The following is a 23,724-nucleotide window of genomic DNA, read 5'->3' as shown; positions in this document are numbered from 1 at the left end:
AACAGTATTTTTTGTTTCCCGTTGCCGCATACATGTTCGAGAATGCAGATAAATAATGCCTTCCGATATACTACTTAGGTCGTGAAAGTTTTACGTAGGTTGGTTTGTTTCTATCGGCTGTAAGCCACCCCGCTTCATTCAACTTTAATTCTACCACCTGAACAGAAGTGCGTCGCTGTTCATAAGTATCTTTATTTTTATCGGCTCCTATCCTGCCAGGATGAGTGAAGTAATACATATATACCCTGTTATTACTGATAACAACGTTAGCATGCAATGCATTAGGAATATCATCTTTACCAGTTCCCTGCCCATCGGGCATAAGAGGGCTTCCGGGTTGAACCTCCCAGGTATTGCCATCTTTTGAGCGATGAACTGTCTGCCCGTTCCAGGTATCAATAATCAGCCAATAATAATCTTTCCATTGAAAAGCAATGGGTCCTTCTCCGTTAGTCCTTAGTACTTCTTTGGGGGTAGATGAGAAGTAAAGGTCTTTGCTTTCTGTCACATTGATATGCGAGTAGCCTCTTTGATCTTTATAGTACATGCGCCACATCCCATCAGGCATTCGCAAAATATCGGCATCAATTACCTGTGTGCCCAGTTGAGTGAGGCGATTTTCATATTTCCAGTCGCGAAGGTTAGTGCTGCTTAAATGAGAAATAAAACCAGGAAGGCCCCATTTAACGTCAATACCTGGCACTATGCTTAAGTACATGTGCCACTTGCCATCGTCACCTGACACAATATCGGGAGCCCAAAAGGTTGTAGAATCCCTTGCTCCGCATTCTTTCGGCAGATCATTAAAATTTGCAGTACCTAAATATTTCCAATTCGCACCATCAGTGGATTCAGCAATGCCGATAGGTGAACCGAACACCCAACTAACTCCCGGTAAATTAGTCATATTGGCTCTGCGGTTTGTGTAAAACATCCACCATTTCGACACCAGCGGATTCCAAATAACCATCGGGTCGGCTGCGCCGTCATAAACCGGATCACGGAATGCCGGCTTTGGAGCTAAGACACCATTTTTTGAGTTTGTTTCATTCAAAGCTGAGTGGTTTTGACCACATACCTGTAAACAAGTGAACAAAAACAAAGTAAAAAAACTGATATCTCTTACATTTTTCATCTCAATTGTATTTTAGTCAGGCTTAAACAAGCTTTCATTATCTGAGCGGGTAGCAAATTCATTGTTTGAAGGCAATAAGAAATCCCAAATGTCAATTTACAAAGAATTAAGAATATATTTTAATAACAGAACAAATCATGCGAAAAAAGTTTGAGCCAACAGCACAATTTATAACTCCCTCCTATTGAATTTAAATTTGATAAATTTGGGCTAGTAAATAAAGACTATGCATCTACTCTGGGATACGCCTTTTCAGTTACAACTCAGTTTTGAGGAGCCGATACGTGCTTTTGAACAGTTGGCCGAAAAAGGAGATGTGAATGCCCAGGCCCTGCTGGAAGAAGTTGCCAGGTTTCCTGAGTTAAGGACCGGTATAGAGAATGTTGCGTTATTGAATGAACAGGCAGTGCTTATTAGTAAGCTGCTGAGGGATTACTTCCCTCCTGTACTTAGCGAGAATGAAATTAAGGCGGTGAGTATCCCGCTTACTACCATTATATTCAATCATTCGGAGCGGTTTAAGAAGATATTAGAGGCAGCAGGGCCCGATTTTGAGATTAATATCAGGGGGATGACCGGCCATCAGTATTATGTAATGAGCTGTTGTATCATACTGAATGAATATTATGGTACTCATCTCAATTTCAGTAATCCCCTCTTTTATGATATCCCTACTGCGACAGGGATCACCAAGCACTATAGGATATTGTATAATGGGGACTTCCTGGATATCACTCCTACGGAGAAATTCGTTCCTTTAACGGAAGCAGACATTGACCAGCTGATCAATAACTTTGATGATACTGCCCTCTGGAAAGAGAAATTCCCGCTGGATAGCTGGTTGATGCGTGGCTTTTCAATTATGAACCTTTTTGACGCTACCATTGAAAATGCGGTGTCTATTCTTAAGGAGAAATTGCTGGGGATTAATGCAAATGGATTCAGGGAGAGTATTGAGTCTATCTTCCGTTCTATTTACCAGATCCCGGATGTGCAGATAGGGTTTACCGCTTTCAAAGATGGAACGTTTGGCCCTGATCCCTTCGGGCAGCAGCTGAGTAGCTTTATTCTGCAAGGCGGAGGTGGCGAGGCTACGGAACTGATGTGTAGTCAGTCGTACTGTAGTGTGATACAGGAAAGACATTATTTTGCCGTGGCAGATACGGCATTGTCTACGGGTACGCTGGCAGCAAATATGTTATCGCAGGGGATCAGGAGTTTTATACTGGCGCCGGTTGCGAAGAATGATGTGCTGTTCGGCGTACTGGAAGTGGTATCTTTCAGGCCGAAAGAGCTGAATAGTATTAATGCGAATAAGCTGGAAGTATTAATGCCGTTCCTCACGGATACTATTGAACGGTTAAGCGCTGAATTACAGAACCAGGTACAGGCACTGATCCAGGATAAATATACTACCATTCATTCCAGTGTGTACTGGAAGTTTAAGGCAGAAGCGGAAAGGTTTATTTATAATAAACAGTTAGCACAGGATTATAAACTACAGGAAATCGTGTTTCCGGATGTATATCCTTTATATGGACAGGTGGACATCAAGGGCTCTTCTGAAGCACGGAATACCAGTATACAGAAGGACCTGAAGAAACAACTGAAAGCGTTGTCAGCTATATTAGTGCAACTGAATACACAGCAACTGGTAGAAGCTTCTTATGATATGGAGCAACAACTGAATAAATACCTGGCAGAACTGGCTTTACCTTTACAGGCCAGTACAGAACAGTATATAGATAACTATCTGAACAGAAAGGTACATCCCAGGATCAGACAGGTGACGAATGAATCCATGATGCAAGTGATCTATGAATATTTCAATACTGATTTTCATGTTTATCGAAGAAAGTATGAGACGACTATTTCGATGATCAATGAGCAGCTGGCAACCATTATTGATGAGCGACAGGTTGAAGCGCAGGAAGCTTTCCAGCATTACTATGAGCGGTTCAAGACGGACGGCGTAGAGCATAATTTATATGTAGGTGCGGCCATCGCCCCTTTTGCGGAGTTTAATATGAAGAAGTTGTATGCACTGCGCATGTGGCAGTTAAGAGTGATTTGTGAGATGGAACAGGCGCATTATCATTTGCGCCCCGTATTACCTTATCCGTTAGAAGTGACAACGCTGGTGCTGGTGTATCAGTCGCATATTGATATTAGGTTTAGAATGGATGAGAAGCGATTTGATGTGGATGGCAGTTATAATGCACGGTTTGAGATCGTGAAGAAGAGGATAGATAAAGCGCATATTAAAGGTAGTCCTGAGCGGATCACCCAACCGGGCAAACTAACGATCGTATATTCCAATGATGTGGAAGCACAGGAATATGGGCGTTATATTAAAGTATTGCAGGGTGAAAGGTTGCTGGACGTGGACGTGGAGCAATTTGACGTGGAAGACCTGGAAGGTGTTTCCGGATTAAAAATATTGCGGGCGAAAATCCTGCATCATTCATAGTATCTTTAAACAGGGGACTCCTGACGGAGTTTATTGTGGACAATAATAATATTTGCTGCATATATGTTAGAACTACCGCTTACAGTAAAGATACCTACAGACCAGGAACTGGATTACCGTCCGGATTTGGACGAGATCCTGATGAAGAGAAGGAGAGCCAATATCAGAGAAGGATATAAGCTGCTCATGAATGAGAACCCACGACTGCCTTATCGCTTTCAGGCGACTATCAATATTGATAATAGTAGTTTGTGGGAATTGTTCCTTGAACTGGCAGAGACGTTTCCGGCCAATGTTAGCTGTGTATATGGGTTGACTGAAGATGAAAGCGTTACCACCATGCCGTTAAAGAAAGAGTTTGTGTTGAGGGAGTTGTCGGGATATGAAGCTGAATTAACACAGGATTGCCAGTTAGAGTTTGGATTGCTGTTCCATCAAAAGGATTTGCTGATAGAGTTAAGTGTAAGTGAGAGTAAGTATATCCGGTATTGGGGAATAGAGCTGGAAAGATTTAAGCGGCTGATGAAGTCTTTCGATCTGCCGGCGGATGATAAGTTAGAGTTTATTGATGAATATCCCAAGATGGTATTGCCTTTAAGAGATGTATTACCAGGCAGCAAGGCCCCTGAAACAGTGGTGTATTATTTAGATGATGCGTTCAAAATTGACAGGAATGCGTCCAATGCATTGTTTGACTGATGCTCTCCCCAGTAGAAATGTATGTAAGAGGCTGTTACATTTTTCTGCTGGTAGACAGGCGTGTTTACGTTGATCCCTTTTGCGTTTTGTACTTCTCCTGTTTTCACAAGATCTCCTTCTTCTTTGTAAGTAGAATAATGGAACTCATGCCCTTTTAATATATTATTGTTGATCGTGACTGTCCTGTACCCCAGCGTTAATTTAGCCTGTTCCATTGAAGTAGTAATGTCTAAAAATCCCGCCATTGGGTAGCTGGTCCCTTCCCTATCTGTAATAGATTTCCCTAAGTACATCATCCCTCCACATTCTGCTATTACCCGGCCACCATTATTACAATAGTTGAATATTTTTTCACGCATTTCAGCATTAGCGGATAATGCTTCTACGTAAAGTTCGGGATAACCGCCGGCCAGGTATAGTAAGTCTGTTTCAGGCAGGATGGTATCGTGTATGGGACTAAAGTACGTGACTTCGCCTAATTGCTTCAATACTTCTATATTCTCGTAATAAGTAAAGTTGAAAGCTTCGTCTTTTGCGATCGCTATTTTTAGTGTACCTGTCTGAGGAGTATTTTGTGTATAAGGAATCGAAGCAGTAGAGGTAGTGATCTCCAGTAATCTTTCTACGTTTACTGTTTTACTGATATGATCGGCGATGCTATCATAATCATATTCATCTCCAATATTTAACCCTAAATGACGGGAAGGGATCCTGATATTTTCATTGACAGGTACATATCCCAATGCCTCTACCCCTACATCTTCACAAGCCTCTTTTAAAAACCGGTAATGGCTTTCTGTGTTCACGCAATTGAAGATCACACCAGCGATGTTTACCGCCGGGTCGAAGTGTTTGAAGCCATATAACAAAGGCGCTACAGAGTAGGCCATCGCTTTGGCATTGATGACCAGGATAACTGGCAGATTTAATAAGATGGCTATTTCAGCACTGCTGCCTTTCATTCTGTCGGCCCCGTCAAAGAGTCCCATAACACCTTCGACGATGGAGATATCCGCATCGTATTTATGAAATAAAGATTGTACGTGATCCGTGCTCATCATGAATGTATCGAGGTTGATACTCTGAGACGCTGCCGCTGCAGTGTGATGTTTTGTATCAATGTAATCAGGGCCGCATTTAAAAGGTTGCACCTGTAAACTCCGGTTATGTAATAACCTTAATAAACCCAGTGTAAGGGTTGTTTTACCGGAGTTGCTGGATGGAGCCGCAATTAAAAACCGAGATTTCATTCGGACAAAGATAGTACATTTGCAAGATTAATTTTTTTGACCACATGCAAAGATTAAAGCCCATTATGTTTGTTGGCACAGCTTCCGATGTTGGCAAAAGTATTATCAATACCGGGTTTTGCCGCATCTTTAAACAGGATGGTTATCACCCCGCTCCTTTTAAGGCACAGAACATGTCGCTGAATAGTTATGCCACTCCGGACGGACTGGAGATAGGCCGGGCACAGGCGGTACAGGCAGAGGCCTGTGGCATACCATGCAGTACGGATATGAACCCCGTGTTGCTGAAGCCTACTTCAGAGAAAAGCTCGCAGGTGGTGTTGCTGGGGAAACCGATCGGGAACCAGTCGGCCTATGATTATTTCATGGGGAATAACAAAGAAGAGCTGTTTAAAGAGGCGAAAGCAGCGTATGACAGGTTATCTGCTTTATATAATCCTATTGTACTGGAAGGGGCTGGCAGTATCTCTGAATTGAACCTGAAACACCGCGATATCACTAATATGCGGATGGCATTGCATGCAGATGCCAATGTATTTTTAGTAGCGGATATTGACAGAGGCGGGGTATTTGCCAGTGTATATGGCACCATAACCCTGTTAACACCAGAAGAAAAAAAGCTGATCAAAGGTATTATCATTAATAAATTCCGGGGAGATGCGCGTTTGTTCGAAAGCGGAAAAAAGACCATTGAAGAGTTGTGCGGGATACCGGTAGTAGGTGTAGTCCCATTCAGAAAAGATATACATATTGAGGAAGAAGATTCTGTTGGGTTAGAACAGAAACATGCCACAGCATCCAAAGGGAAAATGAATATAGCTGTGGTATTGTTGAACAGGTTATCCAACTTTACAGATTTTAATGTGCTGGAAAAAGATGAACGCGTACACCTTTTTTACAGTAATAATCCGGCGGAGATAGAACAGGCAGATATTATCATTATTCCGGGTAGTAAGAATACGATTGCCGATCTGGTGGATATTAAAAACAATGGTGTAGCGAAAGCGATCGTACATGCACATAAGAATGGTAAAACGGTGATTGGTATCTGTGGCGGATACCAGATGATGGGGCAAAGCGTAGAAGATCCTTTTCATGTGGAAGGCAGTGTGGAAATGATGCCGGGACTGGGATTATTACCTGTACAGACCGTATTGACGGAAGATAAGGTGACATCTCAATGTACGTTTACTTATAAGGACAAAGGTGTTTGTGAAGGATATGAGATCCATATGGGAGTTACTATCAGTACTCATCCATTGAACCAGTTATCAACGGGTAGCGGAGATGGGTTCTGGTTAGATGATAACTGCTGGGGGACCTATATCCATGGTATCTTAGATAATGAAGTGGTGATCAATGACCTGTTAAAAACAGAGGCCGCTGTGGTCCCTTTTGACTATAATACTTTTAAAAATGAACAGTATGATAAGCTGGCTGCCCATCTTCGGGAGCATCTTGATCTTACTTATATTTACAGCCAATTAAAATAAACGTATGTTAAACGGGCATGGGGATGACGGGTATTTATTCGGTAAGGAGATCAAAGCCGACTTTAGCTCTAATGTATTTTACGAAGGACTGGCAGATGGATTGAGAAAACATTTGTCTGACAGTCTGTATAAGCTGAATAACTACCCCGAAGTGAATGCACAACGCCTGCAAAAGGCGCTGGCAACGTGGCATAACCTGATACCGGAACAGGTGCTGGTAACGAATGGCGCTACAGAAGCGTTCTATTTAATTGCACATGCTTACCGGAATTCTTCTGCGACTATTATTACTCCTGCTTTTGCAGAGTATGAAGATGCCTGTGTAGCGAATGATATGGATGTGCGGTTTAAAGAATGGGAGTACTATCCGAATTTTATCCCTGTTGATACCTCACTTGTTTTCTTAGGTAATCCTAATAATCCTACAGGTAATATCGTATCTCCTCCTAAATTATGGGAGTGGATCAGGCATTATCCTGATACTATTTTTGTATTGGATGAAGCATATGCCGACTTTACAAAAAGCAGACGGTCGATGGTGCAGATATTATCCGACTGCAAGAATCTGATCATCGTAAAATCCCTTACCAAAACCTATTCCATACCGGGTTTACGACTGGGTTACCTGTTGGGCAATGCGGAGATCATTCAGCATATACAGGAGTATAAAATGCCCTGGTCGGTGAATGCATTAGCGATTGAAGCAGGATTGTATATTATTGAACATGCAGCATCCTTAGCTTTACCGGTAGATAAATTACTGGCGGATACGGCTTCATTGATGAGTGAACTGAAACAGTACGTGACAGTATTCGATACCCAGACCAATTTCTTTTTATGTCAGACAGATAAAGGGACAGCCGCAGAACTGAAATCATTTTTATTACATGAATATGGTGTATTGATACGCGATGCTTCTAACTTCAGAACGTTAACACCGAAGCATTTCAGGGTAGCTACACAATCGCCTGAGAAGAATGCATTACTTGTAAAAGGAATCGCAGCATGGACCAAAAGCTGATCGCTTTAATTGTAGGGTATATAGCAGACCTGCTGCTGGGAGATCCCCGCTGGCTCCCCCATCCTATCCGTTTATTCGGTACCGTGATAGATAAAGGTGAACGCTGGTTGAATAAAGGGGATTACAGGTTTGTGAAGGGGATGTTGTTTACATTGATACTTTGTGGGGCTGTGGCCGTGTTCTTTGTTGTTTTGATGTTATATGTACCCTGGACAGGTGGTCTTTTTGTCTTTTACGGATTAGCCAACAGCAGCCTTTTACAGGAAGGCAGGGAAGTGTTCAGGGAATTGGATACCAATGGCCTGGAAGCCGGCCGTAAACGTCTATCCTGGATAGTAGGCAGGGATACCAGCCGCTTAGACGGGAACCAGATAAGGACAGCCGTATTCGAGACATTGTCCGAGAACCTGAGTGATGGGGTAATAGCTCCCCTGTTCTATTATGCGATTGGCGGTGTACCCGCTATGATGACCTATAAGATGATCAATACCCTGGATTCCATGATAGGGTATAAAAAGGAAAGGTATCGCCTGTTCGGGCGTTTTGCGGCCCGGCTGGATGATGTGGCTAATTATATTCCCGCCCGTTTAACAGCCCTGTTAATGGTGCTGGTAACGGGTAGCAAACGGGGGCTTGTATATATATTCAGGTATGGGCATCAGCATGCCAGTCCGAATTCCGGTTACCCCGAAGCAGCCCTGGCAGGTATTCTCCATTGCCGGTTTGGCGGCCCTAATACCTATGATGGCGTGGTGGTAGAAAAGCCTTATATAGGGGACCATCCCCGGTTCATCTTTGAAAAGGAACTGATAAAGGTGATGTATATCAACCATGCTGTTACCTTCCTGATGGTCACCGCTATTATTCTTCTCAGGCTGTTTATCAAATTTTAACTACTTTTAGGTGCGTTTTTGGTTTTTATCTCTACTGAGATAAAATTAAAAGGGAACCTGGTGAGAATCCAGGACAGTTCCCGCTGCTGTAAGTTCTATCATTGCTTTTAACATTCTCTCTGCCACTGTTCTTTACTGAATGGGAAGGCGTTAAAAGCGGAACGAGTCAGAAGACCTGCCACAAACCAAGTTTATCCAACGCTTCGGGAAGAAAGCATGGGTGATACAAACATGATGCATCGTGTTTGTCCCGCCACCTTATTCCCCAGGTTTTGTTTAATCGTTAACGGGTAATTAACTGTATTAAAACAATTTGTAAAAGGTATGGCGATTAAAGATCTGACCAAAGTGCAGAAAATTGTATTTATCTGTAACGGCGGCACCTGCACAAACAAATCAGGACCAGACGACAACACAGCAGAATTAAGAAAACACCTTACGGAGTATGAACTGAATGACGGGGTACACACAGTGCGCACCAAATGTATGGGGCAATGTGATAAAGGCCCTGTTATGTTCATTCATCCCGAAGGAGTATGGTATGGCGGCGTTAATCCGCAGATAGCCCGCGAGATTGTAGTGAAACATTTGATTGGAGACACGTTATTAGAAGAAAGTATCATTTTTAACAGCTAACCCCTACCCCATCACGTGAATAGAAATATAAATAAGGTCTTCTTATTTACAGCATTCATATGCGGTATAGAGGCCAAAGCACAAACGTCCACCATAACCGGTGCTGTTAACGATCATATCGATCAGCATGCTATTCCCGGTATCAGCATATTTATTCCGGAAGTGAATAAGCGTATGATGAGCGATGAAAACGGGCAATATACCTTTTCACATTTACATGCCGGAGAATATACGGTCGTATTTTCTTATACAGGCTATATTAAAACAAGTAAAACAATCACAGTAAAAAATAACGAGACCGTACGTTTGAATGTCTCTCTCAAAGCGGACCTGTTGAATCTTTCCGAAATCACGGTATCCGCTTCTACTACCCGTCAGGGAGAGAATAAGATGGATATGATCGCGATGCAGTTACAACCGGTAAAGTCAGCACAGGACTTATTACGTACAGTGCCGGGGTTGTTCATTGCACAGCATGCCGGTGGAGGAAAGGCAGAACAGATCTTTGTGCGTGGAACGGATAATGATCATGGTACAGACTTCGCTATTTTCTTTGATGACATTCCCGTGAATATGCCCACGCATGCACATGGACAGGGATATGCGGACATGCACTTTATGATCCCTGAAATAGTAGGTAAAGCCGGTTTCTATAAAGGACCTTATGATGCCAGATTGGGCGATTTTTCTGTGAGCGGCGCTGCATTGTTTAATTCACTTTATAAGCTGGATAATAATGTAGCAAAAGTGGAATATGGCATGTTTAACAGTCAGCGTGCATTACTGATGCTGAATCTATTGGATAAGAACCCTCTTGTAAAAAAATGGAATGATAATGCTTATATAGCGGCAGACTACATGCATAATGATGGTTATTTCATCAATAAGCTGCATTATAAACGGCTGAATATTTTTGCCAGATATAATGCGCATATCAGCAAAAGTACAGACCTGATGTTCACGGCCTCTACGTTTAACAGTACCTGGGATGCATCCGGACAACTGCCTTTACGAGCCGTGGAAACAGGTAAGCTGGACAGACTGGGCTCTGTTGACCCTTCCGAAGGGGGCCGTACTTCCAGGACGAATATCAACCTGAAAACTATTACTACGTTTAAGGATAACAGTACTTTTAAGAACCAGTTGTATTATACGAAGAATATCTTCGACCTCTTCTCCAACTTTACCTTTTTCATGAATGATACTATTAATGGTGATGAGATCAGGCAATGGGAAAACAGGGATCTATTTGGATATAAAGGCGCTTATAACAGGACGGACGGCAACCTCAGTTCTGAGGCGGGCATTACTACCAGAACAGACCTGTTACATCGTGGCAGGGACCATGTAAAGGCCCGTCAGTTATTGAGTATAGATGATGTTGGTAATGCGCAGATCAGTGATCTTAGTTTTTACATTAATGAGAGCTGGCATTTTCATCCTAAATGGAATGTAACACTGGGGCTGCGGAATGATGTATTTAACTTTAATTACCAGGATAAGCTACATCCCGAAAATTCCGGTCATAAATGGGTAAACCGCTTTAATCCAAAACTTGATCTGTATTATGATATTTCTACGAATGTAACATTGTTCGCTAAAGCAGGATCGGGATTCCATTCCAATTTTGTGCAGGCGGTGGTGAGTAAGGAAGCCAATGCCAATCCGGTACCCGGCGCTTATGGAACAGACCTGGGCACTAACTTTAAAATAGGACGCCGGGTACTGGTGAGTTTAACAGCATGGTGGTTACAGGAAGGTGCTGAGTACGTGTTCGTAGCGGATGATGGGAGTTTTGAAGATATCGGGGAGGTAAAGAAGATAGGTTTTGACGCCTCTGTGCGTTACCAGTTGAATGCTTTTTTATGGGCAGATGTGAACCTGAACTATGCGCATGGGACACTGGTGAATGCGCCCAAAGGTGAGAACCTTTTGCCATTGCAGCCTACGTGGAATTCTACCGGTGGACTGACCGCTAAATTAAGAGAGGGCGTCAGTGCGAGTTTACGTTACCGTTATATGGGAGAGCGCCCTGCCACCGAGGATGGCTCGGTAAAGTCAAAAAGTTATTTTATCACAGATGCCGTGGTGAAGTATACCAGCGCCAGGTATGAGCTGGGGGTTTCCGCTGAGAACATATTTAATGAGCAATGGGCAGAGGCACAGTTTTATGATGAGTCGCGTTTGAAAGGAGAACCTGCTCCTGTCTTTGATTTTCATAATACACCAGGTACCCCATTCTATCTGAAAGGAACATTAAGTGTCTTTTTTTAAACATATTGTTATGGAAGAACTGCATCATAATTTTACGGGATTCATTATACTGGCGGTATTGGGATTGCGGCACGGACTGGACCCGGACCATATTACTATCATTGACGGGTATACGTATCGGTTGCACTTAACTAAAAGTATGTGGACCCGCTGGGTAGGCACCCTGTTTACTTTCGGGCATGGGATTATGGTAACGGCGATAGCGCTGACGCTCTGTATATTGAAAAACAACTTTGCCATGCCGGCGATGCTGGATATTGTGGTGGAGTGGATGTCTACGGTGATGTTGTTTTTTATAGGGGTGTCTAACCTGATCGCGTTAATGCGGAACAGTCAGGGACAACTGAGTGGTGTGAGGAAATGGCTGTTGCCGAAGTCGTTCAGTACTTCTATCAATCCTTTTACCGTGATCGTTACCGGGGTGATCTTTGGATTTATCTTCGATACATCTTCCCAGATAGCAGCATTCGGGTATGCTATTTCGGTGTCTAACCAATGGATATATGCTATTATTGGCGGACTGGTATTTTCGCTGGGGCTGATTATGACGGGCACCTGTGATTCCCTGCTGTTAAGTAAACTACTGAAGACTTTTGATCAGAAAAAGATCCAGAGCCACCGGTTTAAGCTGAATGTGCTGATCACGATCATGTGTTTTGCCATTCCTTTGTATAAAGTACTGAGCACAATCATGCCTTTTCTGGAGTTATCAGACCTGCAAAACAATATTGTAGGACTTACTTTTATCACTATAATCATATCTTTATACGCTGATTTATATTTAAAACATAAATACGCCCGGACTGCTGATGAAAACGGTTAGTATATTAGGTTGTGGCTGGCTGGGCTTACCTCTGGCTTCGCATTTGTTGCGCGAAGGATATAGGGTACATGGCTCGGTTACCAGTCAGGATAAACTTGCATTATTACAGGAAAAGGGAATCATTCCTTATCAGATACAGATTACTGATACGCAGATTACCGGGGATCAGCTCTCCGGTTTTCTGGCATCTGAGATATTGATCATTAACGTTCCTCCTGCACGCAGGGAGGATATTGTGGCGTATCATACGGCGCAGATGTCTTTGCTGCTTCCTTTGATAAAGGCTCAACATGTGTTGTTTGTGAGTTCCACTTCTGTATATCCGGAGCTGAACCGGGTAGTGACTGAAGATGACCATTTTGAACCGGTGAAGGGCAGCGGGAAAGCACTGGTAGCGGTGGAGGAGCTATTCCGCACACATACGGATTGTACGGTGTTGCGTTTTGCAGGCTTGATAGGGTATGATCGTCAGCCGGGGCGTTTTTTAGCGGGAAAAACCAATGTGGAGAATGGGGATGCCCCGATCAATGTGATACATCAGGATGATTGCATCGCTATTATTACGGAGATTATTCGTCAGGGTGTCTGGGGGGAAGTGTTCAATGCGTGTTCGGACGTGCATCCTTTGAGGAAGGATTTTTATACATTGGCAGCATCAAAAGCTGGGTTGGTATTACCCACTTTTATTGCCGGCGGGAATAAATTTAAAATCATCAATTCGGATAAGCTAAAGCAGCGCTTAGGTTATGCTTTTAAATATCCGGACCCACTTGAAACACTATGAAGGGCATCTTAATTTGTGGACATGGCAGCCGCGACCCTGAAGGAGTTGAAGGCTTTAAGGAACTGGTGAAGTTGTTGAAACTCCGGTATCCCGACCGCCTTGTTGATTATGGTTTCCTGGAGTTCTCTCACCCGGTATATGCCGCGGCGGTGGAGCGGATGTATGTGGCCGGTGTGCGTGATATTATTGCGATCCCGGCTATTTTATTTGCGGGCGGTCATGCGAAGAATGATATTCCTTTTGAGATGAATACGTTGCAGAACCAGTATGCTGATTTGCGTATCAGGCTGGGGAAACATATCGGTATCACGCCTTCTGTTTTGCAGTTGTGCAAGAAACTGATCGCTGCCGTTAGTACTTATGATAAGGATACGTGTTTATTGGTGGTAGGTCGTGGTACTTCCGACCCGGACGCGAATTCTGACGTTGCCAAGTTAACGCGGATGTTATGGGAAGGGATGGGTTTTGGCTTTGCCACAACGGCTTTTATTGGCGTTACACAGCCCCTTTTAAAGGACATTTTACCTGTGGTGGAGTTATTACCTTATAAGCGGGTGGTCGTGCTTCCTATCTTCTTATTTACGGGTATATTGCTGAAGAAAATATATGCACAGGTTTCGGAGTTCAGCGCCGGCTCTGATAAAGAGTTTGTGTATACGGGGTCTTTTGAGTGTGATGAGTTGTTGTTACAGTCTTTGGATGAGCGTATAGCAGAAGTGGAAACCGGTAATCCCAATATGAATTGCCAGTTGTGTAAATACAGAACACAGATTATTGGTTTTGAGGAAGAGGTGGGGAAAGAACAGGTAGGGCATCATCTGGCGGTGAAAGGGATTTTGTTTGAGGAGGATGAGAAAATTGAGGGGAAGTTTTTATCTACATTTAAAAAGATCCTGGGGATATGATATATGGCGTTTCGTTAGGACCGGGAGATCCTTTGCTGATAACAGTGAAGGGATTGCAGGTGTTGCAGCAGGTGGACAGGATCTATTATCCGGGGTCTTTACCGGGGAGTAGTTATTCTTTAGGCATTTTACAACATTATAACCTGGATGAAAGTAAGTTCCGGGGGATGTTCCTGAATATGTCTGATGACAGGGAACAGGCGGAGAAGACTTATGCAGAGACTTTTCAGGAGATGCTTACGGATTATAACAATGGGTTGGATATTGCTTTTGTAAGTGAGGGAGATATTTCTTTCTATAGCACGTTCGCTTATTTGCTGAAGCATATCCGGCAGCATAAATTAGATGTAGAGATCATTGCGGGAGTGCCTTCCTTTTTGTTGGGCGCTGCGGCGCATCAGTTACCGCTGGCGGTGTTGAATGAGAAGATCGCGATTCTTCCGCGTGCTAAAAACATAGCGCGTTATTTAGAAGAGTTTGATACGGTGGTATTGATTAAAGTACGCAGTGTTCTTAGCGGCATCATGCCTTTTATTAAAGACCTGAATATTGTCTATTGTGAACGTTTAGGTACGCCACAGCAATTTATTACTACGGACATCAATGATCTGAAGGATAGAGAGATCCCCTATTTTTCATTACTTATATTAAAGAAAGTATGAAGTTAAGTGTAGTAGGTATTGGTCCGGGCGGACAGGATTACATTCTCCCTCTTGCGCAGCAGGTATTAGCGGATGCGGACATCGTGATAGGGTATAGTTATTATTTCCAGTTTATACAGCATCTGTTAAAGCCTTCATGTGTAGCCGTGGGTAAAGATCTTACAGAAGAAGAAGCGCGTGCAGCGCTGGCGGTGAACAGTTGTGAGCCGGGGAAACATGTAGTGGTGATCAGTTCCGGAGATGCAGGCATTTATGCCATGGCATCCCTGGTGTATGAGTATGCCAGCAAACGCCCTGATAAGGAACTTGATCTGCAGACGGTCCCGGGTATCAGTGCATTCATTGCTTCTGCCGGGAAGTTAGGGGCACCATTAGGCCATGATTTCTGCTGTATTTCTTTATCAGATCTAATGACACCGTGGACGACGATTGAAAAAAGGATCTTTGCAGCCGCCACGGGGGATTTTGTGACCTCTTTGTATAATCCGCGAAGCAAGAAGCGGTTCTGGCAACTGGAGCGGTTTAAGGAGATCTTTTTAGCGCACCGGGCTCCTGAGACGCCGGTGGCTATCATCAGGCAGGTAACGCGTCCGGAAGAGCAGATTACGATTACTACTTTACAGGAGTTTGATACTACTCTGGTGGATATGTTCTCTTTGGTGATGGTGGGAAACTCCCAGACTTATCAGTTTAAGGATTTCCTGGTGACGCCTCGCGGGTATCTTGCCCGTAAGCCACAGACCGGACAGGAAATACAGGATGAGAGTTTCAGGCAGATAGCGGAGCAGTTGCATAGGCATGATATCAGTGCGGCGGACCAGTGGGCGATTATCCGGTGTATACATACTACAGCGGATTTTGAATATGAGGATCTATATCTCTCTAATAAAGATGCTATTTCACGCTGGCATGAGTATTTAACGAACGGAGGCACGATCGTGACGGATGTAACGATGGTACAATCCGGGATTACGAAAGAGTTTATTAACCGGTACAATGTGAATGTGTATTGTTATTTAAATGATCCTGAGACGATCCCTTTAGCGGAGAAAGAAGGGTTAACACGGAGCCAGGCCGGTATGCGGATCGCTATTGCGAAACATCCTGAAGCATTGTTTGTTGTTGGCAATGCACCAACTGCCTTGTTTGAGTTATGTGATCAGTTCCCGGAATTTAATCCTGCGGGGATTATCGGTACACCGGTGGGTTTTGTGAATGTGGTAGAGTCTAAGTTGAAATTGCAGGCGATGAAGCAGGTGCCTTATGTGATCATTAAAGGGCGTAAAGGCGGGAGTAATGTGGCCGCGAGTATTGTGAATGCAGCGTTTACTGTAAATACATTAGTATCATGAGAAAGTTTACTGATGCAGAAGCCGGGTTACTGGAAGAGCTGATTTTGAATAGAAGGGATGTTCGGGGGAATCGTTTTATTGCTGCTCCTGTAGAAGACGATATTATTTCGAAGCTGATATCGGTGGCGCTGAATGCTCCTTCGGTAGGGTTTTCACAGCCCTGGGAGTTTGTGATCATAAAAGATGCGACGATAAAAGCAAAGATAAAAGAAACGTTTTGTGAAGAGAATGAAAAGGCGGCCGGTGTTTTTAAAGATGAGAAACAGCAGGAGTATATCAGGTTGAAACTGGAAGGGATCATAGAAGCCCCGGTTAATATAGCCGTGTTTTACAAACCAGCTGTTGGCCCTGTACTGGGACAAACAAGCATGGGAGAAGTGGGATTGTATAGTGTGATCTGTGCCGTGCAGAATATGTGGTTAATGGCCAGGGCGTTGAATATTGGAATTGGATGGGTGAGTATTTTAGACCCTGAAAAAGTGAAAAGTATTCTTAAAGCGCCTCCCGCCAATAAACTTGTAGCTTATTTGTGCGTCGGACATGTAGATCAATTTTCGGATAAGCCGGAGCTGGAGATATTGGAATGGGAGAAGCGGAAACAAAAGGATGCTGTGTTGTTTTTTGATAGTTATTAAGTTTCTGACGCTATAATTTGAATATAGATTGTCAGGTGTTGTTGCTCATAAATACACTGCATCTGACTGTTTAGTTCCCTGATTTAGCTTTGGAATATGGGTCAGGATTTATTTTCAATTTGACTTCACCTAATATTCACGTCAGATAAGGTGTATTTATGAACAACAACACCTGCCGCAAAGATTATGTAATCAAACTAAGCATTTTTTTATAAACACGGAACTCCTAACGGAGCTTAACTAAACAACATTGTGGAGTATATAATAATAGGCATATCAAACAATCCTGCTTTTTCATTTATGGATGAAGTGAAAAGTATATTGCCTTTACATAGTGTGTTTTCGGGTGGTAAGCGGCATTATGAGTTAGTGAAAGGCTATTTACCGGAGGGGCATGTTTGGATTGATATTATTGGGGATATGGGGCGGTTGATAGAACGATATCGGGAGTTTAATCAGACTGTAGTTGTATTTGCTTCCGGAGATCCTTTGTTTTATGGGATTGCTAATACTATTATGAGGTTAGATACCAGTGCTGTAATGAAGGTGTATCCTCATTTTAATAGTTTACAGGTGCTTTGTCATCGTTGTAATATTGCTTACCAGCATATTTGTAATACTTCTGTTCATGGGCGGGGGTGGGATGAACTGGATATTGCTTTGATTTCAGGGTATTCTCTGATAGGTGTATTGACGGATGGGGTTAAAACTCCTTCGGCGATTGCGGAGAGAATGCTGGAATATGGGTTTGATAACTATTCTGTGATTGTGGGAGAAGCGTTGGAAGGGATTGATGAAAGGATTAGTTATTTATCGCTTGAGGAAGTAGGATCTTCCTTCAATGCATTGAACTGTGTGTTATTAGTAAGGACTGTTTTGAAGCCTAAAGCATTTGGTATCCATGATACTGCTTTTGCAGGATTGGAGAACAGACCTAATATGATTACCAAAATGTCTGTTCGGCTGTTAAGTCTTTCACAACTGGATTTGCATAACAGGACTTCATTCTGGGATATAGGTTTTTGTACAGGATCTGTTTCTATAGAAGCTAAGAAACAGTTTCCGGCTTTACAGGTTACAGCATTTGAGAAAAGACCGGAATGCAGTCAGTTATTTGATATAAATACACGGAAGCATTCTACACCTGGTATAAGTAAAGTAATGGGAGATATCTTTTTACAAGAGTTAAAAGGGCAGGCAGATGCTATATTTATAGGCGGGCATGGGAACAGGCTGACAGAGCTGATTGCATTGGTTGATTCCCATTTAAATATTAAGGGGCGGTTAGTGATCAATGCCGTAAAAGAAGAAAGTAAAGAACAATTTATCACAGGTATACAACAGTTGAATTATCATTTACTGGACCCTATTACGTTGAGAGTAGACGAACATAATCCAATTACTATTTTAACAGCAGAAAAATTATGAATAATACTGCCATTATAGCGAGTACAGATAAAGGAGTAGAACTGGGGCTTCGTATCCAGAAAGAGTTTTCTAAATCTGTATTGGTAAGTACAAGGTTGAATAATATAGAAAGCATCACCTCCTTTTTAGAAAAGGATTTTGCTAAGTTTGATACCCTTGTGTTTATAGGAGCTTTAGGTATTTGTGTACGCAGTATTGCGCCTTATCTTACTGATAAGAAGCAGGACCCTGCTGTGGTGAACATGGATGATCATGGAACGTTTGTACAGTCTGTTGTATCCGGGCATGTTGGCGGGGCCAATGAGCTGGCTATTAAATTAGCCAATGCGATAGGTGCTTTACCTGTGATTACTACATCCAGTGATATACAGCAATTGTGGGCATTGGATACATTAGCAGCTCAGTTTAACTGGAAATCAGGTAGTGATTTAAATCAGCAGATCTCATTGTTTGTGAATAACAAACCAACTGCTTTATTACTGGATATTAAAGATAAAGGAACTCTTTATCTGGAAAAATCCAAACCTTCTTTTGTTGATTGTTATTATGATTATAAAGAGATAGATTTTTCTAAGTATTCCCTGTTTATAGCAGTGACTTATAAAATTTATGATGTTCCGTGTCCCTCTTTATATTACTATGCTCCCGTATTAAATATAGGTATGGGATGTTCCCGTGATATTGAATCTGATCTGTTACTGGCATCCTTCAGATTCCGGTTGGCAGAAGAACATTTAGCAATAGAATCCGTAAAGGCATTAGGTTCTATAGATGTGAAACACGATGAAGCAGCATTTATTGATCTTTCTAAAACATTCAATATTCCTTTTGTTACTTATACGACAGATGAGTTAAACTCACAAACTGTTGTGAACCCTTCCGAAGTAGTAATGTCTAAATTAGGCGTACACAGTGTTTCAGAAGCATCAGCAATGTTGTTATCCGGGAATAAAGAGCTGTTGCTGGAAAAGCAAAAGATATCCTTATCATCCGGTAAGAAACATACGATTGCCATTGCAGTAGATAAACAGGTATTACGTAAAGCCGTAGTAGCTATTGTAGGTGCTGGTCCGGGTGATGCTGAACTGATCAGTGTAAAAGGGAAACAACTACTGGAAGAAGCAGATCTTATTTTATATGCCGGTAGTCTTGTTCCTTTGGAACTAACGCATTACGCGAAACCGGGCGCAATTATCAGGAACTCTGCCAGCATGACCCTGGAAGAGCAGATAGCATTAATGGATACCCATTATGCCAAAGGGCATATGATTGTGCGGTTACAATCCGGCGATCCCTCTATATATGGCGCCATACAGGAGCAGATGACCATTTTCGATGAGAAAGGAATGGACTATTACATTGTACCTGGCATATCCTCTTTTCAGGCAGCAGCAGCGTATTTAAAATCGGAGTTTACGATTCCTGAAGTGGTGCAGAGCATTATTCTTACAAGAGGTGCAGGTAAGACCCCTTTACCGGAGAATGAGAAGCTGAATGAGATGGCGAAGCATAAGGCAACGATGTGTATCTTTTTAAGCGCCACGATTGCTAAATCTGTACAGGAACAGTTATTAGAGCATTATGAGGCCGAAACGCCTGTAGCTGTTTTATATAGAGTAACGTGGAAAGATGAAGAGGTGTATACGGGGCAATTGAAAGATCTGGCAAAGATCATCAGGGATAATAAATTAACGTTGACGACACTGGTAATTGTAGGTGCAGCTATTGGAGCAAGGAAGAACAGGTCGCATTTATATAGTCCGGAGTGGAAACATACTTTCAGAACAGGTAAAGAGATAAAGATATGATCTTAGTATTTGGCGGAACAACAGAAGGGAAGAAAGTAGCAGGTATTCTAGAGGAAGCGGGATATCAGTTTTGTTATTCAACTAAAACTGAAACTGATTTCCAACCGGGGAACTATCGCTTTGGCGCCTTTACAAAAGAGAGTCTGGCAACGTTTTGCCAGGAAAAGGATGTACAGGTCATCATCAATGCCAGTCATCCTTTTGCAGAAGGATTACATCAGACCATTTATGAAGCTGCGGATGTGCCGGTATTACGTTTTGAACGTACTTATCCGGAAAGACTCGCTCATCCCCTTATCCATTATTTGCCCTCCTACCCTGCTGCTATAGACTATTTACATCATCATCCGGTTAATAATTTATTAGCCCTGACCGGTGTTCAGACTATAGAGAAATTAAAGCCCTACTGGTCTGATCATACAACTATTTTCAGGATATTGCCAAGGTCAGTAGCCATTGCAGAAGAAGCAGGTTTTCCCGTAAAGGACCTGATACTGGAAATGCCAACAGACGACCTGCAACATGAACTGTCTATCATTCATCAGTATAATATAGACGGGATCATTACAAAGGAAAGCGGGGATTCCGGGTTTCTTTTTATCAAGATCGCAGCCGCCATACATGCAGGCATTCCTATCGTCATCATTACAAGGCCGGAATTACCGAAAACGTTTTTCCCGGTATATGATGAAGAAGAGCTTTTATCTCAACTAAATAAAATACTGGAATGAGTTTACAGCCAATACCCGCCGGCCCGTTAAGAACGGGATACACGACAGGAGCCTGTGCTACTGCCTGTGCAAAAGCGGCGTTACTGGCGCTCATCCAACAAAAAGATATTAGTGAGACAGAGATCACTTTGCCTTTAGGGGAGAAAGTGACCTTTCAGGTAAACAGTTCATTTACTACGAAGAATGCGACCTGTACCACCATCAAAGATGCAGGCGATGATCCTGATGTAACACATGGTGCAACGATAGGTTGTACCGTATCTTTTAATACATCCGGTGATGTCAGATTCATCAGAGGGAAAGGGGTTGGTATTGTTACTTTGCCAGGGTTGGCTATTGGTGTAGGAGAACCGGCTATTAACCCTGTGCCGAGGAAGATGATCACAGATGCTGTTCATTTTATTACGCATCAGTATAAGATAGATAAAGGTGTGGATGTAGAAGTGTTTGTCGTGAATGGAGAAGAGATCGCTAAGAAGACGTTGAACAGCCGTATCGGTATTATAGACGGGATTTCCATATTAGGTACTACCGGCATAGTGAAACCGTTTAGTGCCTCTGCTTACATAGCCAGTATTACACAGGGCATTGATGTAGCGATCGCGAATGGATGCAGGGAGATTGTGATTAACTCCGGTGGCAGATCGGAGAATATATTGAGAAAACGTTTTCCTCATTTACCGGAATTTGCTTTTATACAATATGGTAACTGGATCGGTGAAACACTGGATAAAATAAAGGCTTCTTCTTTAGAGAAAGTAACCATGGGCATTATGCTGGGGAAAGCAGCTAAACTGGCCCAGGGAGAACTGGATACACATAGCGGGAAGTCGAGCTGGGATAAGCAGTTTATTTACAACCTGGCAAAAGCATGCGGATATAGTGATGAACAATGTTTACCCATACTGGACTTAAATATGGCGAGGCGTTTAACGGAGATATTTCCTTTTACTGCGGAAGAACCATTCTTTAAGCAACTGGCGGCTGCATGTTATGCAGTTTGCCAGGCTATTATTCCGGATGTGACGTTACAGATATTATTGATCGATGCCAATGATACAATTATATGATAGGATACTTATTTGCTGATTCAATATTATTGGGAATACAACATTCTTTTGAACCGGACCATATGGCCGCCGTATCCGTACTCGCGTCTGACAGGGCCAATAATAAGATCAGGACCTCCAGGCTGATATGGCGATCTTCTCAGTGGGCATTAGGGCATTCCCTATCCCTGATATTGTTCAGCATCTTTGCCTTACTGTTAAAGTCGGCCTTACCGCTGAATATTTCCGCGTATGCAGAAATGGCGGTAGGGCCTGTGATGATATGGCTGGGGATATCGGCCATCCGGCGTAATCATAAGCTGAAGAAGATGATGGCCGCACATAAAGTATTTGCCGAACATGAGCATATAAATAACGCCCTGCATATACATGGCAGGCAGGGACAGGAAATCGCAATGAACCCGCTTAGCAGGTCGTTTTGGGTAGGCATGTTACACGGACTGGCAGGAACAGGCGGCGCCTGTGCGATCGCCCTTGTATTAGCCTCTGAGAACACCAGCACGGCTATCGGGATCATTGTGTTGCAGAGTGCAGGCATTATACTGGCCATGACCACTTATAGCTGTGTACTGGCGTTCTCTGTATCGAGGTTCATCGAGCGGAACCAGGTAGCGTTTAAATCGATGAATGCCATTGTAGGCTTATTTTCAATTGGAGTAGGATGTCTCTGGATCTATAATATTTTCATATGATGAAGGCTTTTCCATTTACGGCTGTCAGCGGACAGGAAGATTTCAAACTGGCACTGATACTTTGCATGATAGATGCGAGTCTGGGTGGCGTGTTGGCCCTCGGCGATAAAGGCACCGGTAAAACCACCACGGTACGCGGACTGAGTAACCTCATGCCCGGCTTTCCATTTGTGAACCTGCCTATTGGAGCAACAGAAGACAGGGTGTTAGGTACGGTGCAACTGGAAACACTGATCAATGAGAAAAAGACGGAGATCAGGAAGGGCTTGCTGGCAACCGCCAATCATGGGGTGTTGTACATTGATGAGGTAAACCTGCTGAACGATTACCTGATGGATGTATTGTTAGATGCAGCTTCCGGTGGCGGTTATTACCTGGAAAGGGACCATATCTCGCAATGGCAGGAAAGTAAGTTCTGCTTAGTAGGCACCATGAACCCGGAAGAAGGTGAATTAAGGCCACAACTGTTAGACCGGTTTGGGTTAAGTGTGACCATTAAAACACCGATGGACAGGGCCACCCGTATGGAGATCGTAAACAGGCGATTGCTGTTCGATGCTGATCCCGCGGCGTTTTGCGCATTATTTAATGAGTCGGAGGTCTTATTATCCAAACGCATTATCAGGGCCAGGAATAATTTATTACATGTTGTTCTGCCGGATATTATTCATGAGGAGATTACGGATGCCTGTATACAATACCAGGTAGAAGGGCTACGGGCCGATATACTGCTAATGAAAGCAGCAAGGGCACATGCAGCCTATCATGATAAAAAAGAAGCAGATAGTGAGGATGTACATAAAGTAATGGCTTTTGTATTATCTCATCGTTCTAAAAATTTCTCACAAAATAAAAGTCCTCAGCAGAACAGGGAGAATCAGTCCCCGAAGGAAGAAAAGGAGGGCGAGACGAAACGCTTCAGCAATATTTATTAAAGGCGAAGAGTACACAGCAGCATCTGAA

At 43.0% G+C, this 23,724-nt stretch carries 21 protein-coding genes and 1 riboswitch; of the genes, 19 read left to right on the top strand and 2 right to left on the bottom strand.

Going from position 1 to position 23,724, the window contains the following annotated elements:
- Positions 1 to 70 precede the first annotated feature (70 nt).
- On the bottom strand, positions 71 to 1,135 hold the full coding sequence (locus GO495_RS20465) for a glycoside hydrolase family protein (protein ID WP_157301588.1): 1,065 nt from the start codon (positions 1,133 to 1,135) through the stop codon (positions 71 to 73).
- A 226-nt stretch (positions 1,136 to 1,361) separates the two neighbouring features.
- Here GO495_RS20465 and GO495_RS20460 point away from each other — a divergent pair, with 226 nt between their 5' ends.
- Positions 1,362 to 3,605, top strand: a complete 2,244-nt coding sequence (locus tag GO495_RS20460) for a GAF domain-containing protein (protein WP_157301587.1) — start codon at positions 1,362 to 1,364, stop codon at positions 3,603 to 3,605.
- Positions 3,606 to 3,668: 63 nt separating this feature from the next.
- The gene (locus GO495_RS20455) at positions 3,669 to 4,304 is read left to right on the top strand and encodes a hypothetical protein (RefSeq protein ID WP_157301586.1); all 636 of its coding nucleotides are present in this window, start codon (positions 3,669 to 3,671) and stop codon (positions 4,302 to 4,304) included.
- On the opposite strand, the gene GO495_RS20450 is transcribed toward GO495_RS20455, so the two are convergent.
- Positions 4,247 to 5,554, bottom strand: coding sequence for a cobyrinic acid a,c-diamide synthase CobB (locus GO495_RS20450; protein WP_157301585.1), 1,308 nt, complete (start codon positions 5,552 to 5,554; stop codon positions 4,247 to 4,249). The two genes, GO495_RS20455 and GO495_RS20450, sit on opposite strands and share 58 nt — an antisense overlap.
- A gap of 44 nt (positions 5,555 to 5,598) precedes the next feature.
- On the opposite strand from GO495_RS20450, the gene GO495_RS20445 reads away from it, so the two are divergent.
- From GO495_RS20445 to GO495_RS20365, 17 genes are all read left to right on the top strand, one after another.
- Entirely contained in the window at positions 5,599 to 7,047 is a 1,449-nt protein-coding gene (locus GO495_RS20445; RefSeq protein ID WP_170302697.1) for a cobyric acid synthase, read from the top strand.
- Positions 7,048 to 7,051: 4 nt separating this feature from the next.
- Complete coding sequence (locus GO495_RS20440; RefSeq protein ID WP_157301584.1) at positions 7,052 to 8,068, top strand: pyridoxal phosphate-dependent aminotransferase; 1,017 nt, start codon at positions 7,052 to 7,054, stop codon at positions 8,066 to 8,068.
- Complete coding sequence (gene cbiB, locus GO495_RS20435) at positions 8,053 to 8,961, top strand: adenosylcobinamide-phosphate synthase CbiB (protein ID WP_157301583.1); 909 nt, start codon at positions 8,053 to 8,055, stop codon at positions 8,959 to 8,961. Before GO495_RS20440 ends, cbiB begins: the two co-directional genes overlap by 16 nt.
- A gap of 2 nt (positions 8,962 to 8,963) precedes the next feature.
- A riboswitch (cobalamin riboswitch) is annotated at positions 8,964 to 9,158 on the top strand.
- Positions 9,159 to 9,285: 127 nt separating this feature from the next.
- Positions 9,286 to 9,597 carry a (2Fe-2S) ferredoxin domain-containing protein gene (locus GO495_RS20430; protein WP_157301582.1) on the top strand — a complete coding sequence of 104 codons (312 nt, stop codon included), beginning with the start codon at positions 9,286 to 9,288 and terminating at the stop codon, positions 9,595 to 9,597.
- A gap of 15 nt (positions 9,598 to 9,612) precedes the next feature.
- Entirely contained in the window at positions 9,613 to 11,871 is a 2,259-nt protein-coding gene (locus GO495_RS20425; protein WP_157301581.1) for a TonB-dependent receptor domain-containing protein, read from the top strand.
- A 10-nt stretch (positions 11,872 to 11,881) separates the two neighbouring features.
- Entirely contained in the window at positions 11,882 to 12,694 is an 813-nt protein-coding gene (locus GO495_RS20420) for a HoxN/HupN/NixA family nickel/cobalt transporter (protein ID WP_157301580.1), read from the top strand.
- Entirely contained in the window at positions 12,681 to 13,478 is a 798-nt protein-coding gene (locus GO495_RS20415) for an SDR family oxidoreductase (protein ID WP_157301579.1), read from the top strand. Before GO495_RS20420 ends, GO495_RS20415 begins: the two co-directional genes overlap by 14 nt.
- Complete coding sequence (locus GO495_RS20410) at positions 13,475 to 14,383, top strand: sirohydrochlorin chelatase (protein WP_157301578.1); 909 nt, start codon at positions 13,475 to 13,477, stop codon at positions 14,381 to 14,383. The genes GO495_RS20415 and GO495_RS20410 overlap by 4 nt, the downstream gene beginning before the upstream one ends.
- Positions 14,380 to 15,045: a precorrin-2 C(20)-methyltransferase gene (cobI, locus tag GO495_RS20405; RefSeq protein WP_157301577.1), complete on the top strand. Its 666-nt coding sequence runs from the start codon at positions 14,380 to 14,382 to the stop codon at positions 15,043 to 15,045. The genes GO495_RS20410 and cobI overlap by 4 nt, the downstream gene beginning before the upstream one ends.
- A complete protein-coding gene (cobJ, locus tag GO495_RS20400) occupies positions 15,042 to 16,397 on the top strand; it encodes a precorrin-3B C(17)-methyltransferase (RefSeq protein ID WP_157301576.1) in 1,356 nt (451 codons plus the stop codon). The genes cobI and cobJ overlap by 4 nt, the downstream gene beginning before the upstream one ends.
- Positions 16,394 to 17,032 carry a 5,6-dimethylbenzimidazole synthase gene (gene bluB, locus GO495_RS20395; protein ID WP_157301575.1) on the top strand — a complete coding sequence of 213 codons (639 nt, stop codon included), beginning with the start codon at positions 16,394 to 16,396 and terminating at the stop codon, positions 17,030 to 17,032. The genes cobJ and bluB overlap by 4 nt, the downstream gene beginning before the upstream one ends.
- 252 nt (positions 17,033 to 17,284) lie before the next feature.
- Entirely contained in the window at positions 17,285 to 18,460 is a 1,176-nt protein-coding gene (gene cbiE, locus GO495_RS32545) for a precorrin-6y C5,15-methyltransferase (decarboxylating) subunit CbiE (protein WP_338075450.1), read from the top strand.
- Complete coding sequence (gene cobM, locus GO495_RS20385; RefSeq protein WP_157301574.1) at positions 18,457 to 20,268, top strand: precorrin-4 C(11)-methyltransferase; 1,812 nt, start codon at positions 18,457 to 18,459, stop codon at positions 20,266 to 20,268. Before cbiE ends, cobM begins: the two co-directional genes overlap by 4 nt.
- Positions 20,265 to 20,999 carry a precorrin-6A/cobalt-precorrin-6A reductase gene (locus GO495_RS20380; protein ID WP_157301573.1) on the top strand — a complete coding sequence of 245 codons (735 nt, stop codon included), beginning with the start codon at positions 20,265 to 20,267 and terminating at the stop codon, positions 20,997 to 20,999. Before cobM ends, GO495_RS20380 begins: the two co-directional genes overlap by 4 nt.
- The gene (locus GO495_RS20375; RefSeq protein ID WP_157301572.1) at positions 20,996 to 22,069 is read left to right on the top strand and encodes a cobalt-precorrin-5B (C(1))-methyltransferase; all 1,074 of its coding nucleotides are present in this window, start codon (positions 20,996 to 20,998) and stop codon (positions 22,067 to 22,069) included. Before GO495_RS20380 ends, GO495_RS20375 begins: the two co-directional genes overlap by 4 nt.
- Positions 22,066 to 22,761: a hypothetical protein gene (locus GO495_RS20370; protein WP_157301571.1), complete on the top strand. Its 696-nt coding sequence runs from the start codon at positions 22,066 to 22,068 to the stop codon at positions 22,759 to 22,761. The genes GO495_RS20375 and GO495_RS20370 overlap by 4 nt, the downstream gene beginning before the upstream one ends.
- The gene (locus GO495_RS20365) at positions 22,758 to 23,696 is read left to right on the top strand and encodes a magnesium chelatase ATPase subunit I (RefSeq protein WP_157301570.1); all 939 of its coding nucleotides are present in this window, start codon (positions 22,758 to 22,760) and stop codon (positions 23,694 to 23,696) included. The genes GO495_RS20370 and GO495_RS20365 overlap by 4 nt, the downstream gene beginning before the upstream one ends.
- The last annotated feature ends 28 nt before the right edge of the window (positions 23,697 to 23,724 follow it).

Source organism: Chitinophaga oryziterrae, assembly GCF_009758125.1.
GTDB classification, from domain to species: Bacteria; Bacteroidota; Bacteroidia; order Chitinophagales; family Chitinophagaceae; genus Chitinophaga; species Chitinophaga oryziterrae.
Note: the sequence above shows the minus strand (reverse complement) of the source record. Positions and strands in the feature narration are given on the sequence as shown.

Excerpts from the sequence above, each read along its gene's own strand:
- GO495_RS20465 (WP_157301588.1), bottom strand. The coding sequence starts at position 1,135 with ATGAAAAATGTAAGAGATATCAGTTTTTTTACTTTGTTTTTGTTCACT.
- GO495_RS20460 (WP_157301587.1), top strand. The coding sequence starts at position 1,362 with ATGCATCTACTCTGGGATACGCCTTTTCAGTTACAACTCAGTTTTGAG.
- GO495_RS20455 (WP_157301586.1), top strand. The coding sequence starts at position 3,669 with ATGTTAGAACTACCGCTTACAGTAAAGATACCTACAGACCAGGAACTG.
- GO495_RS20450 (WP_157301585.1), bottom strand. The coding sequence starts at position 5,554 with ATGAAATCTCGGTTTTTAATTGCGGCTCCATCCAGCAACTCCGGTAAA.
- GO495_RS20445 (WP_170302697.1), top strand. The coding sequence starts at position 5,599 with ATGCAAAGATTAAAGCCCATTATGTTTGTTGGCACAGCTTCCGATGTT.
- GO495_RS20440 (WP_157301584.1), top strand. The coding sequence starts at position 7,052 with ATGTTAAACGGGCATGGGGATGACGGGTATTTATTCGGTAAGGAGATC.
- cbiB (WP_157301583.1), top strand. The coding sequence starts at position 8,053 with ATGGACCAAAAGCTGATCGCTTTAATTGTAGGGTATATAGCAGACCTG.
- GO495_RS20430 (WP_157301582.1), top strand. The coding sequence starts at position 9,286 with ATGGCGATTAAAGATCTGACCAAAGTGCAGAAAATTGTATTTATCTGT.
- GO495_RS20420 (WP_157301580.1), top strand. The coding sequence starts at position 11,882 with ATGGAAGAACTGCATCATAATTTTACGGGATTCATTATACTGGCGGTA.
- GO495_RS20415 (WP_157301579.1), top strand. The coding sequence starts at position 12,681 with ATGAAAACGGTTAGTATATTAGGTTGTGGCTGGCTGGGCTTACCTCTG.
- GO495_RS20410 (WP_157301578.1), top strand. The coding sequence starts at position 13,475 with ATGAAGGGCATCTTAATTTGTGGACATGGCAGCCGCGACCCTGAAGGA.
- cobI (WP_157301577.1), top strand. The coding sequence starts at position 14,380 with ATGATATATGGCGTTTCGTTAGGACCGGGAGATCCTTTGCTGATAACA.
- cobJ (WP_157301576.1), top strand. The coding sequence starts at position 15,042 with ATGAAGTTAAGTGTAGTAGGTATTGGTCCGGGCGGACAGGATTACATT.
- bluB (WP_157301575.1), top strand. The coding sequence starts at position 16,394 with ATGAGAAAGTTTACTGATGCAGAAGCCGGGTTACTGGAAGAGCTGATT.
- cobM (WP_157301574.1), top strand. The coding sequence starts at position 18,457 with ATGAATAATACTGCCATTATAGCGAGTACAGATAAAGGAGTAGAACTG.
- GO495_RS20380 (WP_157301573.1), top strand. The coding sequence starts at position 20,265 with ATGATCTTAGTATTTGGCGGAACAACAGAAGGGAAGAAAGTAGCAGGT.
- GO495_RS20375 (WP_157301572.1), top strand. The coding sequence starts at position 20,996 with ATGAGTTTACAGCCAATACCCGCCGGCCCGTTAAGAACGGGATACACG.
- GO495_RS20370 (WP_157301571.1), top strand. The coding sequence starts at position 22,066 with ATGATAGGATACTTATTTGCTGATTCAATATTATTGGGAATACAACAT.
- GO495_RS20365 (WP_157301570.1), top strand. The coding sequence starts at position 22,758 with ATGATGAAGGCTTTTCCATTTACGGCTGTCAGCGGACAGGAAGATTTC.